The sequence below is a fragment of the Roseovarius sp. EC-HK134 genome (assembly GCF_902498815.1).
Classification (GTDB): domain Bacteria; phylum Pseudomonadota; class Alphaproteobacteria; order Rhodobacterales; family Rhodobacteraceae; genus Roseovarius; species Roseovarius mucosus_A.
The window spans coordinates 134,172-148,633 of sequence record NZ_LR701529.1 but is presented as its reverse complement, the minus strand read 5'-3'; the positions used below and the strand labels follow the sequence as shown (position 1 = coordinate 148,633).

Here is a 14,462-nt window from a genome sequence, read left to right as displayed (position 1 = left end):
CCCAGTAGTGCGCGCTGCCGCAAGCTTCAAAAATAGAGCAAGCCGGTCTTTTGCTGAGACATGAATGGAGATAACTGCGGTCGCGTCAGCTTCTTCCGAAATTGATCTCTTCCGTCCGGACGGCACCATGAATCTGGAAAACATTCTTTGTCAGATCGACACCAATCATCATATCCTCCATCTCGCTGTCCTCCTCTTTGCGTGGCTTTAAACACCACGAGCTTGGCACATTGCGATGCCGTCTCGGGAGGGCGGCAACCACTCCATCTGTAGTATTACTCCGGCACAGGGATGAAAGAACGGTCTTGCGTTCGAAGAGACCAAAAACTAACAATTGTTAGAACTGGAGGTCGCTGATCGAATGACAACCCCACTTCATCAATTGAAAATCATCGAGCTTGGTCACGTCATAGCCGGGCCTCTTTCATCAGCTCTGCTCTCCGATTTCGGGGCAGATGTAACAAAGATCGAGGCAGTCAACCGGACCGATATGATGCGCGACCTCGGACCCAAGGCAGAGGATGGGGTGGGCGTTTGGTGGAAGACGCTGGGCCGCAACAAGAAAACCCTGAGCCTGAACTGGAAATCGGACGAAGGCCGGGACATCTTGCGCAGGCTGGTTGAAGGTGCGGATGTACTTGTCGAAAATTTCCGGCCCGGTGTGCTTGAACGTGCGAGTGTCGGGCCGGAGACCCTGCACGAGTGGAACCCGAATCTGATAATCCTGCGTGTGTCTGGTTACGGACAGGACGGCCCGATGCGGGACGTGCCCGCTTTCGGGCGCGCGGCAGAGGCGATGAGTGGTCTCGCCCATCTGACTGGTTTTGCGGATGGGCCGCCGATGCACCCCGGATTTCCGGCAGCCGACAGCACGACAGGGCTGATGGGCGCTTTGGGTATCATGATCGCGCTGTTTGCCCGCGAAAAGGGGATTGCGCGCGGTCAGGTCGTCGATCTTGCGGTGTTCGAGGCATTGCTTCGGTTGATGGACTATCCTGTTCCCGCCTTGACGGGTGCGAAGCTCTCACCAGGACGCAATGGCTTGCGCCAACCGATGGACTTTGCGCCGGGGGGCATGTTCCGCACGTGCGATGGGGTGTGGCTGACCGTTTCCGCAGGCAGCGCAGAAACGGCGCAGCGGCTGCTGCAGGCGGTCGGCGGAGACGCTCTGGCCGATGATCCACGGTTCGCGACCCTAGACCTGATGTCACGGCATATGGTTGTGGTTTTTGATGCCATCAATGATTACGTCACACAGCGCACGCTTGCCGAGGTCGAGGCGGAATTCGCCCGCCATGATGCGGTCGCCTCGCGGGTTCTAAGCGTCGAAGAGATCACGACGCATGAGCAGATACGCCATCGCGGAGACATCGTATCGGTCGACGGAGAGCAGACGCAGGTCGTCGGGCCTATTCCGCATTTGAGCGCCACACCAGGTGAGGTTCGATGGTTGGGACGCCCGCCGGGGGCGGACACCCGCAACATACTGCGCGATATGGGTTTTGAAGATGCAAGGATCACGGCCCTTTGCGAGGCGGGTATTGTGGATTTGGACGGGAAGAGAACCACACCGTGACCTTTCGAATGACAGATGAACAGAAAGAAATCCGCGAACAGATCCTGCGGATTTGCGCGCGGTTCGATGATGACTACTGGTTGGAGCGGGATCGCAACGGTGGTTTTCCCTATGAGCTGCACAGGGCGATGGCCGATGGCGGGTGGCTTGGCATTGCCATGCCCGAAGCGGTCGGTGGTGCCGGTCTGGGGATTACCGAAGCGACCATCATGATGCAGGCGATCGCGGAGTCGGGGGCTGGCGCGAGCGGAGCCTCGGCTATCCACATGAACATATTCGGCCTCAATCCGGTGGTGAAGTTCGGGACAGAAGAACAGCGCGCGCGTATGCTGCCCCCCCTGATCGCCGGTGATGAAAAGGCCTGTTTCGCTGTGACAGAACCGACGACGGGCCTAGATACCACGAAGTTGAAAACCATGGCGATGCGACAGGGCGGCAGGTATGTCGTGCACGGGCAGAAGGTCTGGATTTCCACCGCGCAGGTGGCCCACAAGATGCTGCTTCTGGCCCGGACGACACGGATTGAGGATCTGACTGATCCGACTGAAGGGCTGAGTCTCTTCTATACCGATCTCAACCGCAATTTCGTGGATGTGCGCGAAATTGAGAAGATGGGGCGCAAAGCGGTCGACTCGAACGAGGTGTTCATCGATGGGTTGCCAATTCCGGCCGAAGACCTGATCGGCGAAGAGGGCAAGGGGTTCCGGCAGATCCTGCACGGGCTTAACCCCGAACGCATTCTTGTGGCCGGCGAATGCATTGGTATTGCGCGCAATGCTTTGGTGCGGGCAGCGAAATATGCCAGGGAGCGTGTGGTTTTTGGGAGGCCGGTCGGCCAGAATCAGGGTGTTCAGCATCCACTGGCGCAGGCCTGGGCACGGGTGGAAGCGGCCAATCTCATGGTGATGCATGCCGCCGCCCTCTACGATTCGGGAGAGGCGTGCGGAGTGGAGGCCAACGCCGCCAAGCTATTGGCCGCAGATGCCGCAGTTGAAGCGACCGAAGCAGCGCAGATTACATTTGGCGGGTTTGGATACGCCAAGGAATATCATGTGGAGCGTCTGGTAAGGGAGGCGCTTCTGTTTCGCCTCGTGCCCGTGACACCACAGATGCTTTTATCTTTCATCGCTGAAAAAGCACTCGGGCTTCCAAAGTCTTACTGACTAAAAGTAATGGGCTGGACGATGGCTCATTCTTGTCTTGATTATTTTTCTAACGCCCGTTAGATTATCTCCAACTAACCCGAATGGGACACAGGGAGGAGGCGTCATGTATAAGACGCAATACGGGTCTTCGCGAGGAGCCCTAGCGGCACGCGCAACCGTATATGCCAGCGACTTGTTCGCGGGCAAAACCGTTGTCGTGACCGGCGCTGGCGGTGGTCTGGGTCTGGCCATTGCGGTCCTGTTCGCCAGGTTGGGTGCCAGTCTTGCGATCAATGGACGTGACGCGGAAAAGCTGACCTCGGCCAAGGAATTTCTCGAAACTTTTGGCGGCAATGTGTTTGCCATGCCCATGACCATCCGCGACCCAGAACGGGTCGAGGGTTTTGTCGGTGAGGTCAATCGGGAATTCGGTTCGATTGACGTTCTGGTGAACAATGCCGGAGGACAGTTTCCCCAGGCGGCGCTGGATTTTTCCCCAAAAGGCTGGAACGCGGTCATCGACACCAACCTCAACGGAACCTGGTGGATGATGCAATCCACCGCGCGCCGCTGGGTCGAGCAAAAGCGTCCCGGCTCTATCGTGAATATCGTGGCCGATATTTGGCGCGGGATGCCGGGCATCGCGCATACCTGTGCGGCGCGGGCAGGGGTGATCTACCTGTCCAAGTCGGTCGCGGTCGAATGGGCACCGCACGGCATCCGTGTGAATTGTGTGGCACCGGGCTGTTGCGAGAGTACTGGTTTCAGTCGCTATCCCGAGGATGGTGCGGCAACCTTTCAGGACTCGAATCCGATGCGACATGCAGGCGACGAATGGGATGTTGCCGAAGGCGTTGTTTATATGGCGGCCAATTCAGGGAAATTTGTGACCGGTGAAGTTTTGAACATAGACGGCGGTCAGCAGTTGTGGGGAGATCCCTGGCCAACAGGCAGACCGGATTATTTCCGGATTTCCTGACGCAAGCTACGAACCTAGTGGGGACAACAGGATTAGATGACAGCAAAAAGCAAATCAGCAATCGGCATCGGTGATCGTGCGATACTGGAGTGCAGCGGGATCGAGCGCCGGTTTGGCGGTATTGTCGCTGTCACGGGTGTGGATATCTGCATTCGGGCGGGCGAAATTTTTGGCCTCGTCGGTCCGAATGGTAGTGGCAAGACAACGCTTGTCAACGCGATCACCGGGTTTTTCCCGCCGAATGTGGGGACAGTCCGACTGGCCGACAAGGACATCACCGGCACGACGCCTCACAAGGTTGCAAAGCTCGGGGTCGCCCGGACATTCCAGAACCTCGCCCTGTTCAACGGGATGAGCGTTCTCGACAACATCCTGCTCGGGCGGCATATCCACATGAATCCGGGCGTTTTGCGCACCGCACTTTATTGGTGGGCGGCTCAGCGTGAAGAAATCGAGAACCGTAAAATCGTCGAGGAGGTGATCGAGTTTCTGCAACTTGAGAGCATCCGGCACGAGCTGGTCGATGGCCTTCCGATCGGGCTAAAAAAGCGGGTCGAACTGGCCCGGGCGCTGGTGGCAGAGCCGCAGATGCTGATCCTCGACGAGCCGATGGCGGGCATGAACCAGGAAGAAAAGGGGTATATGTCCCGCTTCATTCTGGATGCGCGGGCGGAACGCGGCGTCAGCGTGTTGCTGATCGAGCACCATATGGATGTCATCATCGGCATTTGTGACCGGATGCTTGCGTTGAACTATGGCGAAATGATCGCCAGCGGCATTCCGAGGGAGGTTGTGAACGACCCCCGGGTCATCGAGGCTTATATCGGAGGGTCTCATGGTTGAGGGGGCAAAAATGCAGTCTTCGGGGGACAATACGCTCGGCGCATTGCTGGCGCGGAACGCGTCGCGCCACGGAACGGATATCGCGCTTCGCGAAAAGGAACGCGGCATCTGGAAGGAAACCACCTGGGCCGAATATACTGAAGAGGTTCTTGAATGCGCGACTGGTCTTGAAACGCTCGGTGTCGCGCCCGGCAAGGCCGTGCTCATCCTGGGCGACAATCGTGCCCGGCTCTATATGAGCATGATCGCGGTCGCGCTGCTCGGGGGCTATGCGATGCCAGCTTATCCAGGCGCGACGCTCGAAGAGCTTCAGCATTTCCTTGGCGAGGTCGAAATCGTCGCGGCCGTCGCCGAAGACCAAGAGCAGGTGGACAAGATCCTTGAGGTGCGAGACGCAGGGGCTCGCGGCATTGCTCACATTATCTATGACGAAGCGCGCGGGCTTAGCTTTTACGAGATTGATGGCCTGATGTCCTGGGACCATCTAACCGCGGTGGGTCGGCACGTCCTCAACGAAGATCCGCATAGGCGCGAAAACCTCCTGCATCGGACCAAGCCAGAAGATCCGGCAATTTTTCTGCACTCGTCGGGCACAACGGGCAAACCGAAGGGCATAGTTTTGAGCCAAAAGAACGTTCTGGCCGCAGCGCGCAACGGGCACGCTGGCGGTACATTCGACGAAAACGAGGAAATCCTTGCCTATCTGCCCATGGCCTGGGTCGGCGACTACGCCATAACGGTCGCAGCCGCGTTGCTTCTGCGTTTCACTGTGAATGTGCCGGAGCGACAAGAAACAGTCCTTCGTGACATGCGCGAAATTGCGCCGACCTTCTATCTGGCAGCCCCCAGAAGCTGGGACCAGATGTTGACAACAATCCAGGTCGGAATGGAGGACTCAACCCCATTGAAGAAATGGTTGTACCATTTCTTCATGGACCGGGCTATTGCCGCCGAGACACGAAAGCTGAACGGCCAGGGCGGCGGGATCTTGGAACCATTGGGCCGACTATTGGGCGAGGCGATCATCTTCGGCCCGATCAAGGACCAATTCGGCATGAGCCGCTTGAGGAATGCGTTCACGGGCGGCGAGGCGATCGGCGAAGACACGTTCGTATTTTATCGCGCCTTAGGGATCAAGCTGCGCCAGTTTTACGGTCAGACCGAGAACAGCGCGATCAATGCAATTCAGTCACCAGAGGAGGTGCGCCTTCATACGGTTGGCAAACCTGTGCCAGGCGTCGAAGTGAAGATCGCGGAGGATGGGGAAATCCTGTTGCGCTCTGACAGCGTGTTCGAGGGATATTTCAACAAGCCCGAAGCAAGCGCAGAGGCCCTGGAGGGCGGGTGGCTGCATTCCGGCGACGCCGGCTATCTGGAGGAGGACGGCCATCTTGTGGTTCTGGGACGCGTGTCCGAAGTCATGCACACGGCAGGCGGTGAACGGTATGTGCCCAACTATATCGAGAACAGGCTGAAATTCAGCCCGTATATAAAGGATGCTGCCGTGATCGGCGCCGGTCTGGACGAATTGACGGCAATGATCTGTGTGGACTTCGAATCGGTAGGACATTGGGCCGAGGTGAACGGTGTACCTTACGTGTCCTATTCGGATTTGTCGCAACGCGACGAGGTAGCCCTGCTTCTGCGCGAGGCTTTCGAGCGGGTGAACAAGGTCATCCCCGAGCCGCTACACCTGAAGCGCTTCGTAAGTCTGCCGAAGGAGTTCGATCCGGACGATGGAGAAATAACCCGAACAAGGAAACTGCGTCGGAAGGTCGTTCAGGAACGCTATGCAGACGTTATCGCGGCACTCTATGACGGATCTAACGAGGTCCATGTAAGTGCGCAGGTGACTTACGAAACCGGTGAAACGGGGAAGGTCGACCGAACTCTTCCCATAAGGGAGGTATGAATGGACTGGGTCTTTCTGACAGAGCTTGCGATCAACGGTGCCCTTACGGGTCTGCTCTATTCGCTTTTTGCCATTGGCCTCGTGCTGATTTACAAAGCATCCTCGGTGCCCAATCTGGCACAGGGGGGACTGACGATGCTCGGGGCATACGTGGTTCTCGCGCTCGCGCGCGACGCGGGTCTGCCGATGTGGCTAGCCATTCCGTTGGCGGCAGTTCTCATGTTCGGCCTTGGCTTCGGTATCGAGCGTGTTGCTCTCAGGCGCCTCGCTGGACGTCCTGTTGTCATGATCCTGATGCTGACACTTGGCCTCGACATTTTCCTGCGGGGCACGACGCTTGCCATCTGGGGTGGGACGTCGCGTCCGATTGAGCTGGGCGTCAGCTATGAGCCGCTGTTTCTGGGCGATATCTTCATCAGCCGCATCCATCTCGTTGGTGCCGGAGTTGCGCTCGCGCTGTTTGTTGCCTTCATGCTGTTCTTTCGGACCCGGACCGGGATTAAATTACGGGCGATTGCGGACGATTACATGGCGTCGTGGTCGGTCGGGATTTCGGTAGAGCGCGGGGTGGGGCTTTCTTGGGCACTGGCGTCGGTGGTGGCCTTGGCGACAGGTGTCATATGGGGCGAAATTCAGGGCGTCGATCAGGCGCTTTCGCTCTTGCTCCTAAAAGGTCTGACGGTCGCTGTTCTGGGTGGTCTCGACAGCATTCTGGGTGCGGTGATTGCGGGGATCATCCTTGGGATCATCGAAAACGTCGGCGCAGATTTTCTCGATCCGCTTGTCGGCGGCGGGAGTCGTGAACTCATCGTCGCCGCAGTCCTGATTCTCACGGTCATGATCCGTCCGCACGGACTGTTTGGCCGCCACGACATCGAAAGGGTGTAGTGATGTTTTATCGACTTTCCGGTGTCCATCACGCCAACTTCATATCGGACAGCCGCATGTTCAAGGTTCCAGCAGACCGGAATTTGGCGGTGTTCTTCCTTTTGTTCGGACTTGGGGCACCGTTCATCATACCGTCGCTTTACCTGAACAGTTACATGCTGCCTTGGTTGATTTGGACGGCGGCCGCCCTGGGACTGAACCTGGTGACGGGATGGGCCGGGCAGCTTCATCTGGGCTATGCCGCCGTCATGGCCGTCGGCGCATATTCGGCGATTCACGCTGCGCGGTTCGGGGTGCCTTGGGAATTCGCTCTGATCATCGGCGGGCTGGCGTCGTCGGTGATAGGTAGCCTGTTCGCCTTTGCCGCCTTGCGGGTGAAAGGTCTCTATCTCGCGCTTACGACGCTGGCGATGCAGTTCGTGATGGACTGGGTTCTGAACCACTCACCAGCGATTTCCGGGGGCTCGCACGCCTCGCTCCAATCGCCGACGCTGGCGCTGCTCGGACAGGAGATCACCTCCGATACCGGCTTTTATTATGTCGCGTTTGGTTGGTGTGTGCTGGTGACAATCTTCATGCTGAACCTCAAGCGCACCGGGCTGGGGCGGGCGCTGGTCGCCGTGCGGGAAAAGGACTTTGCCGCCGCGATCCTAGGCGTGAACAGTTTCTACTACAAGATCCTGGCCTTCGCGACATCGTCCTTCATCGCAGGGGTCAGCGGGGCCTTGCTGGTCGCGACCTTCTTCTTTCTGGCGGCACCGGAGCAGTTTTCGGTAAACGTATCAATTCAGGTGCTGGCGATGGTGATCGTCGGCGGATTGTCGAGCATAATCGGCTCCTACTTCGGGGTTGCCCTGATCCTGCTAGTGCCGGGCTTGGTGAACGGGTTTGTCGTCGTGACAAGCCAATCGCTTGGAATGCAGATCAACGTTGAAACGCTCGCCCATATCCCGAACGCGGTCTATGGCGCGCTGATCGTCATAATTCTTCTGATCGAACCGCTTGGGCTGGGAAAGCTCTACGGCAACATCAGGGACTATCTGATGGTCTGGCCCTTCGATCAACTCAGAAAGTAAAGAGAGAACCCGATGCAGGAAAAAGTCGAAGCCCCGTCCATTCTGGTGATGAACAGTGTCGAAGTGCTGTACGACAACGTGATGCTGGCGATCAAAGGTGTTTCGGTTCAGGTGCCAAAGGGCGAGATGATCGCGCTTCTGGGTTCGAACGGAGCGGGGAAAAGCACAACTTTGAAAGCGATCAGCGGTCTTTTAAAATCCGAACGCGGACATATCAGCCGGGGTGAGATCACGTTCGAAGGGACCAACATTACCGAAATGCTCGCGCAAGATCGTGTGGAAATGGGTATCTGTCACGTTATTGAAGGGCGGCGTGTCTTTGAACATCTGACACCAGACGAGAACCTTACCGCGGCCGCACCGATGGGAATGTCCCGATCAAAGCTGAATGTGGAAAAAGACAAGATATACAGCTATTTTCCCCGGCTTGCCGAGCGCCGAAATTCGCAGTCAGGCTATCTATCGGGCGGCGAACAGCAAATGCTTGCCATCGGTAGGGCGCTGGTGACCCAGCCGAGCTTGCTGATGCTGGACGAGCCGAGTCTTGGGCTTGCGCCGTTCTTGGTGGCCGAGATCTTTGGCATCCTTCAAAAGATCAATCGGGAGGAGGGCATGTCAGTTCTTCTTGTGGAGCAGAACGCTCTCGCCGCTCTGGAGATCGTTTCTGAAGGATATCTGATTGAAAATGGTCGAGTGGTTATGCACGGCACCGCTGAAGCCCTGAAGGCCAATTCCGACATTCAGGAATTTTATCTCGGCGGTGGGGAAGGCACCGATTTTCATAATGTCAAGCACTACAGTCGACGCAAGCGTTGGCTGAGCTGATATCCGAAAGAGTGAACGTTAAAGGGGAATAATATGCAAGCACTTGCGAAGGCGTTAGCGGTTCTTTCGGTGACTGCAGGCCTTATGTCCGGTGCCAAGGCTTTGGCCGCGCCTGTCAAAGTTGGCGTTTCGTACGATCTCCGCAAGCCCAATACCACTGGCTCAACGAAAATTTCGCAGGCGGCGGTGGATCCGATCATCTTGGGGGTCGCGCGCAAGGTTGTGTATCTCCGCAGACTGCCGATTACGACGCCTTCCTGCGGCGCAGACGTTGGTGCGCTGGAAGACTTCCATGCAAGAGGTCTGATGCCCTCGATAGCAGTGGCGGTCGACCCCCATGACGGCGGCCAGGCGCGCATCGAGATATGGGGCCGCCAGGTATGGGACTCGCGAATAGATGGGATTGCCGAACATGCCGTTATCGGTTGAAACGTGGTCCCGGAAGGTCCTCGAAATACGTTTAATGACGGTATGGCGGCAGAAGACGCAGTGTCACGCGGGGGATGCGTCGGAAGAAGTAAAGATACCCTGCACTCAGTCCAAAGGGAGAGAGAAATGGAACTCAAACAGCACGTCAAGGCAGTGGCACTTGCCACTGCCTTAGCATCAAGCGCTGCGGTCGCATCCGCCCAAGCCGAAGAGCCAATTCGGTTTGGCCTCTGCTTTGACCTCAGCAAGTCCTATTCCTTCGTCTCGCCACAGGTGGCGCAGGCCGCTCAGGATCTCGCGATGTACACCAACGACAACGGCGGCATCGAAGGCCATCCCGTTGAAATTATCGTCCGCGACCATGGCAACGAACCCCAGCGCGGCGTGGAATGTTATGAGCAACTCAAGCGTGAAGGTGTCTTCAACTTCTACTTCCTGTCTACGCCGGTGACCAACGCGGTGCTGCCGCGTGCCATGAAAGACGGAAATATCCTGATGCAAACTTTCGTCGGTCGCGGTGACGCAGTGGACGGTGAGGTGTTCGAATGGGTCTTTCCGGTTGGGCCGACTTACTGGCAGCAAGCGGCAAACGATGTTGCCTTCATCAAGGAGCAACTGGGTGGCAATCTCGAAAACGCAAAAATCGGCTTCATCTATCTGGATTATCCGTTCGGTCAGGAACCGATCGAGATTCTGAAGGCCATCTCCGAGAAAGAAGGTTTCGAGCTGGACCTCTATCCGGTTCCGTTGCCGGGGTCCGACCAATCCGGCGCTTGGAGCAATATCCGACGCGACAAGCCTGACTATGTGATCAGCTGGCTTCTGGCTGGTGGACACGTGGTTGCGTCCAAGGAAATGCGCCGCAACCGCTTCCCGATCGACCGCTACCTGTCGGTGAACTGGATGAACGAGGTCGATATTAGCAATATTGGAGCGAAAGAGGCCAAGGGCATCCTGCGCGGGACCAATGTTGCCGGTGGCCAGGACGTGCCAATCGTCAAGACAATGCTCGAGACTTACTATGCCAATGGCAAGGGCTCAGGCCCTGAAAGCTTGGTTCGCGACGTGTATTACAACACTGGAATGGCGATCTATTCGACCGGGTTCGAAGCTGCGCGGCTGGCGATCAAGGCAAACGGATGGCCGCTGACGCCCGAGACCATGAAGGCGGCCTTTGAGTCTATCGAAAACTTCGATGCGAATGGCTTGATGGCCCCCGTGACCGTCACGCCCTCGGATCACGGCGGCGGCGGCAAGACGCGCGTCGAACAGTGGGATGGCGACACCTGGGTTCCGATGACCGACTGGAGCGCCGACTATCTCGATGTGGTCTGGGAAGTGATCAAGGAAAGTTCGGCGAAGTACACGGTTGAATGAGTATCAACTTCCCCGCAGCGCAACAGCTGCGGGGGACCCCTCACGGAATCAAACCCGAAAAATTTACGACTAGAAGAGGCGTGGCTGATGAACCCCATCGATGTGACGATTGAAGACGGGATTGCAACGGTTTGCATAGACCGGCCCGAGCGCAAGAACGCGTTGTCGGTCGCAGCAACGAACGGGCTGACCGATGCCTGGGAGACAATCGAAGCCGATGACAGTGTCCGCGTGGCCATTCTTACCTCGACCGATTGCGGCGTGTTCTGCGCCGGGCTGGACCTCAAGGAAGCTGGGCAGATCGCGCGCGATGAAGGCGTCGATATCCTGATGAAAATGCGCGACCCTTTTCATGAAACGATGCGCGCCTGCAAGAAGCCCATCATTGCGGCCATGACCGGATCGCTGATGGCGGGGGGCATGATGCTGACGCTGAATTGCGATCTTCGCGTCGGTCTCAAGGGCACCAGTGTCGGCGTCACCGAGGTCAAGATTGGTCGTGGCTCACCTTGGGCGGCCCCGGCGCTGTGGATGCTGCCGCAACCTATCTTGATGGAATTGGTTTTAACCGGAGATCTGATGCCCATCGAACGGCTGCATGCGTATGGGTTTACCAACTATCTCGAGAATACGCCGGACGCCGTGCGCGCGCGGGCGTTCGATCTTGCCAAACGGATCGCCAGCGCCGCACCGCTCTCTGTGGCGGCGGCCAAAGGCAGCGTTCGCGCCACGATGGATCTGGGCTGCGCTGGCGGTCTGGAAGCGGGCAAACGGCAGCACGAGGCCGTTTACGTCAGCAATGACGCGATCGAAGGACCGAAGGCTTTTGCCGAAAAGCGATCCCCGGTCTGGACAGGAACCTGATGGAGACCTTAATGACCAATCTTATTCGCTTGGACAGGGATGGCCCAGTGGGCATCCTGCGCTTCCTTCAGCCCGAGAAACGGAACCCCTACAGCATCGCGTTCGTCGAGGAATTGGTCACGTATCTGCGCGAGGCCGAACTGGACGATACGATCCGGGCCATGGTCATGACCGGTGGCGAACACTTCAGCAGCGGGGGTGACCTGGTCGGCTTCCAGGCTGAGATCGCCAAGGGTGCGAGGGCCACATCCGAAATGGTCGACAAGGTTCATGATGGTGGGCGCGCCGCCTATCTCTTTCGCAAACCGTTGATTTCCGCAGTCTGCGGCGTCGCGTTCGGTGCCGGTCTGAGCTTGGCCCTGTCGGCGGATATCATAGTGGCCGCCGAAGATGCCCGGATATGCGAGGTTTTTGCCCGTGTGGGCGGGTGTCCCGATACCGGATCGAGCTGGCTTCTTCAGCAACGCGCCGGCGCGGGGGTGGCGCGGATGCTTGTGCTCACGGGCCGCGAGATTGATGGGCAGACCGCGAAGGACCTCCGCGTTGTGGAAGAGTGCGTTCCGGCCAAACAGGTTGAGCAGCGCGCGCTTGAGATCGCTCACGAGATTGCCCCACATCCGATGTTCGGCGTGCAGACCGCCAAGCGCGTGATGCGCGCTTCGGCGGAATGTAGCTATTTTGAAGCACTGGAAATCGAGCGTGATGCCCAAAGCGTTCTGCTGTGCGCGCATGACTTTCCCGAAGCCATGAAAGCGTTCTCCGAAAAACGAAAACCCTGCTTCCAAGATCGCTAGATCTATTGAAGCCAAATCGCAAACTCAAGGAGACCATGCCAATGAAGGTGCTTGTGCCTGTCAAGCGTGTGATCGACTATAACGTGAAGGTTCGTGTCAAGGCGGACGGGAGCGGTGTCGATCTTGCGAATGTGAAGATGTCGATGAATCCGTTTGACGAGATTGCCGTTGAAGAGGCGATCCGCCTCAAGGAAGCGGGTAAAGCCGATGAGATAATCGCGGTTTCCATCGGCGTAAAACAGGCGCAAGAAACCCTGCGCACGGCGCTGGCCATGGGCGCGGACAGGGCCATTCTCGTGATTGCCGCCGATGACGTGCATCAGGATATCGAGCCGCTGAGCGTGGCCAAGATCCTCGCCAAGATCGTCGAAGAAGAGCAGCCGGGCCTCGTGCTCTGCGGCAAGCAGGCGATCGACAATGACATGAACGCGACGGGTCAGATGCTCTCGGCGCTTCTGGGCTGGTCGCAGGCAACCTTTGCCTCGAAACTCGATCTCGACGGCGACACAGCACTTGTTACCCGCGAGGTTGACGGCGGCTTGCAGACCATCAAGGTCAAGACGCCCACCATCGTCACCGTCGATCTGCGCCTCAACGAGCCGCGCTATGCATCGCTGCCCAATATCATGAAGGCCAAGAAAAAGCCGCTGGATGAGAAAACCGCCGCCGATTACGGCGTCGATGTCACCCCCCGGCTGGAAGTTACCGGCACATCCGAGCCCGCAAGCCGCGCGGCCGGTGTGATCCTCGGCTCGGTCGACGAGCTGGTTGCGAAACTCAAGGAAGTAGGAGCCGTATGATGTCTGTTCTTCTTCTCGCAGAAGTCACCGATGGGGAACTGGCGCTCGACGCCACCGCCAAGGCGGTGACGGCAGCGACCAAACTGGGCGATGTGACCGTCCTTTGCTGTGGCGCTTCGGCTGCTGCCGCAGGGGCTTCGGCGGCCAAGATCGCCGGTGTCAAAAAGGTGCTGGTGGCCGAGGATGCCTCGCTCGGGCACCGCTTGGCCGAGCCAACAGCCGCGCTGATCGTCAGCCTCGCGGGCGACTATAGCCATATCGTCGCCCCTGCCACGACCGATGCCAAGAACGTGCTGCCGCGCGTCGCGGCCCTCCTCGATGTGATGGTCATTTCCGACGCTTCGGGCGTGGTCGATGCCGATACGTTCGAGCGCCCGATCTATGCCGGCAACGCCATCCAGACCGTGAAATCGCGTGACGGAAAAAAGGTCATCTCGTTCCGCACCTCGACCTTTGACGCCGCGGGCGAACAGGCGGCAGCGCCGGTCGAGACCATTTCGGCCGTGGCCAATCCCGGCCTGTCGGAATGGATCGAGGACAAGGTGGCAGCAAGCGACCGCCCCGAACTGACCTCGGCAGGCGTCGTTGTCTCGGGCGGGCGCGGTGTCGGCTCCAAGGACGATTTCGCACTGATCGAGAAACTGGCGGACAAGCTGGGCGCCGCTGTGGGTGCAAGCCGCGCCGCGGTCGACTCGGGCTATGCGCCGAACGACTGGCAGGTCGGGCAGACCGGCAAGGTCGTGGCCCCCAACCTCTATGTCGCCGTGGGCATCTCGGGCGCGATCCAGCATCTGGCCGGCATGAAAGACAGCAAGATCATCGTCGCCATCAACAAAGATGAAGAAGCGCCGATTTTCCAGGTGGCCGATTATGGCCTCGTGGCGGATCTCTTCACCGCCCTGCCAAAACTCACCGAAAAGCTGTAACCGATACTGGAAGGCCCACCACCCGGCG

14 protein-coding genes are annotated in these 14,462 nt (G+C 58.2%); all 14 read left to right on the top strand.

What is annotated here, in order from left to right; all coding sequences use genetic code 11:
• Positions 1 to 361: 361 nt before the first annotated feature.
• Complete coding sequence (locus tag GC127_RS00735; protein ID WP_151975924.1) at positions 362 to 1,576, top strand: CaiB/BaiF CoA-transferase family protein; 1,215 nt, start codon at positions 362 to 364, stop codon at positions 1,574 to 1,576.
• 8 nt (positions 1,577 to 1,584) lie between these two features.
• On the top strand, positions 1,585 to 2,739 hold the full coding sequence (locus GC127_RS00730; RefSeq protein WP_009820016.1) for an acyl-CoA dehydrogenase family protein: 1,155 nt from the start codon (positions 1,585 to 1,587) through the stop codon (positions 2,737 to 2,739).
• A gap of 106 nt (positions 2,740 to 2,845) precedes the next feature.
• Positions 2,846 to 3,700 (top strand): SDR family oxidoreductase, encoded by an 855-nt coding sequence (locus GC127_RS00725; RefSeq protein WP_040652112.1) that lies wholly within the window; start codon positions 2,846 to 2,848, stop codon positions 3,698 to 3,700.
• Between the two features lie 36 nt (positions 3,701 to 3,736).
• On the top strand, positions 3,737 to 4,543 hold the full coding sequence (locus tag GC127_RS00720; RefSeq protein ID WP_009820014.1) for an ABC transporter ATP-binding protein: 807 nt from the start codon (positions 3,737 to 3,739) through the stop codon (positions 4,541 to 4,543).
• Complete coding sequence (locus GC127_RS00715; protein ID WP_009820013.1) at positions 4,536 to 6,455, top strand: long-chain fatty acid--CoA ligase; 1,920 nt, start codon at positions 4,536 to 4,538, stop codon at positions 6,453 to 6,455. The genes GC127_RS00720 and GC127_RS00715 overlap by 8 nt, the downstream gene beginning before the upstream one ends.
• Entirely contained in the window at positions 6,456 to 7,343 is an 888-nt protein-coding gene (locus GC127_RS00710; protein WP_009820012.1) for a branched-chain amino acid ABC transporter permease, read from the top strand. It abuts the gene before it with no gap.
• Between the two features lie 2 nt (positions 7,344 to 7,345).
• Positions 7,346 to 8,419: a branched-chain amino acid ABC transporter permease gene (locus tag GC127_RS00705; RefSeq protein WP_040652109.1), complete on the top strand. Its 1,074-nt coding sequence runs from the start codon at positions 7,346 to 7,348 to the stop codon at positions 8,417 to 8,419.
• Between the two features lie 12 nt (positions 8,420 to 8,431).
• On the top strand, positions 8,432 to 9,244 hold the full coding sequence (locus GC127_RS00700; RefSeq protein ID WP_009820010.1) for an ABC transporter ATP-binding protein: 813 nt from the start codon (positions 8,432 to 8,434) through the stop codon (positions 9,242 to 9,244).
• A 33-nt stretch (positions 9,245 to 9,277) separates the two neighbouring features.
• Positions 9,278 to 9,673: a hypothetical protein gene (locus GC127_RS00695; RefSeq protein WP_151975925.1), complete on the top strand. Its 396-nt coding sequence runs from the start codon at positions 9,278 to 9,280 to the stop codon at positions 9,671 to 9,673.
• 126 nt (positions 9,674 to 9,799) lie between these two features.
• Positions 9,800 to 11,050, top strand: coding sequence for an ABC transporter substrate-binding protein (locus GC127_RS00690; protein WP_151975926.1), 1,251 nt, complete (start codon positions 9,800 to 9,802; stop codon positions 11,048 to 11,050).
• 87 nt (positions 11,051 to 11,137) lie between these two features.
• Positions 11,138 to 11,914, top strand: a complete 777-nt coding sequence (locus tag GC127_RS00685) for an enoyl-CoA hydratase/isomerase family protein (protein WP_151975927.1) — start codon at positions 11,138 to 11,140, stop codon at positions 11,912 to 11,914.
• 11 nt (positions 11,915 to 11,925) lie between these two features.
• Positions 11,926 to 12,708, top strand: a complete 783-nt coding sequence (locus GC127_RS00680) for an enoyl-CoA hydratase/isomerase family protein (protein WP_040652193.1) — start codon at positions 11,926 to 11,928, stop codon at positions 12,706 to 12,708.
• Positions 12,709 to 12,749: 41 nt separating this feature from the next.
• Positions 12,750 to 13,508, top strand: coding sequence for an electron transfer flavoprotein subunit beta/FixA family protein (locus GC127_RS00675; protein ID WP_151975928.1), 759 nt, complete (start codon positions 12,750 to 12,752; stop codon positions 13,506 to 13,508).
• On the top strand, positions 13,508 to 14,434 hold the full coding sequence (locus tag GC127_RS00670) for an electron transfer flavoprotein subunit alpha/FixB family protein (protein WP_151975929.1): 927 nt from the start codon (positions 13,508 to 13,510) through the stop codon (positions 14,432 to 14,434). Before GC127_RS00675 ends, GC127_RS00670 begins: the two co-directional genes overlap by 1 nt.
• Positions 14,435 to 14,462: the final 28 nt, after the last annotated feature.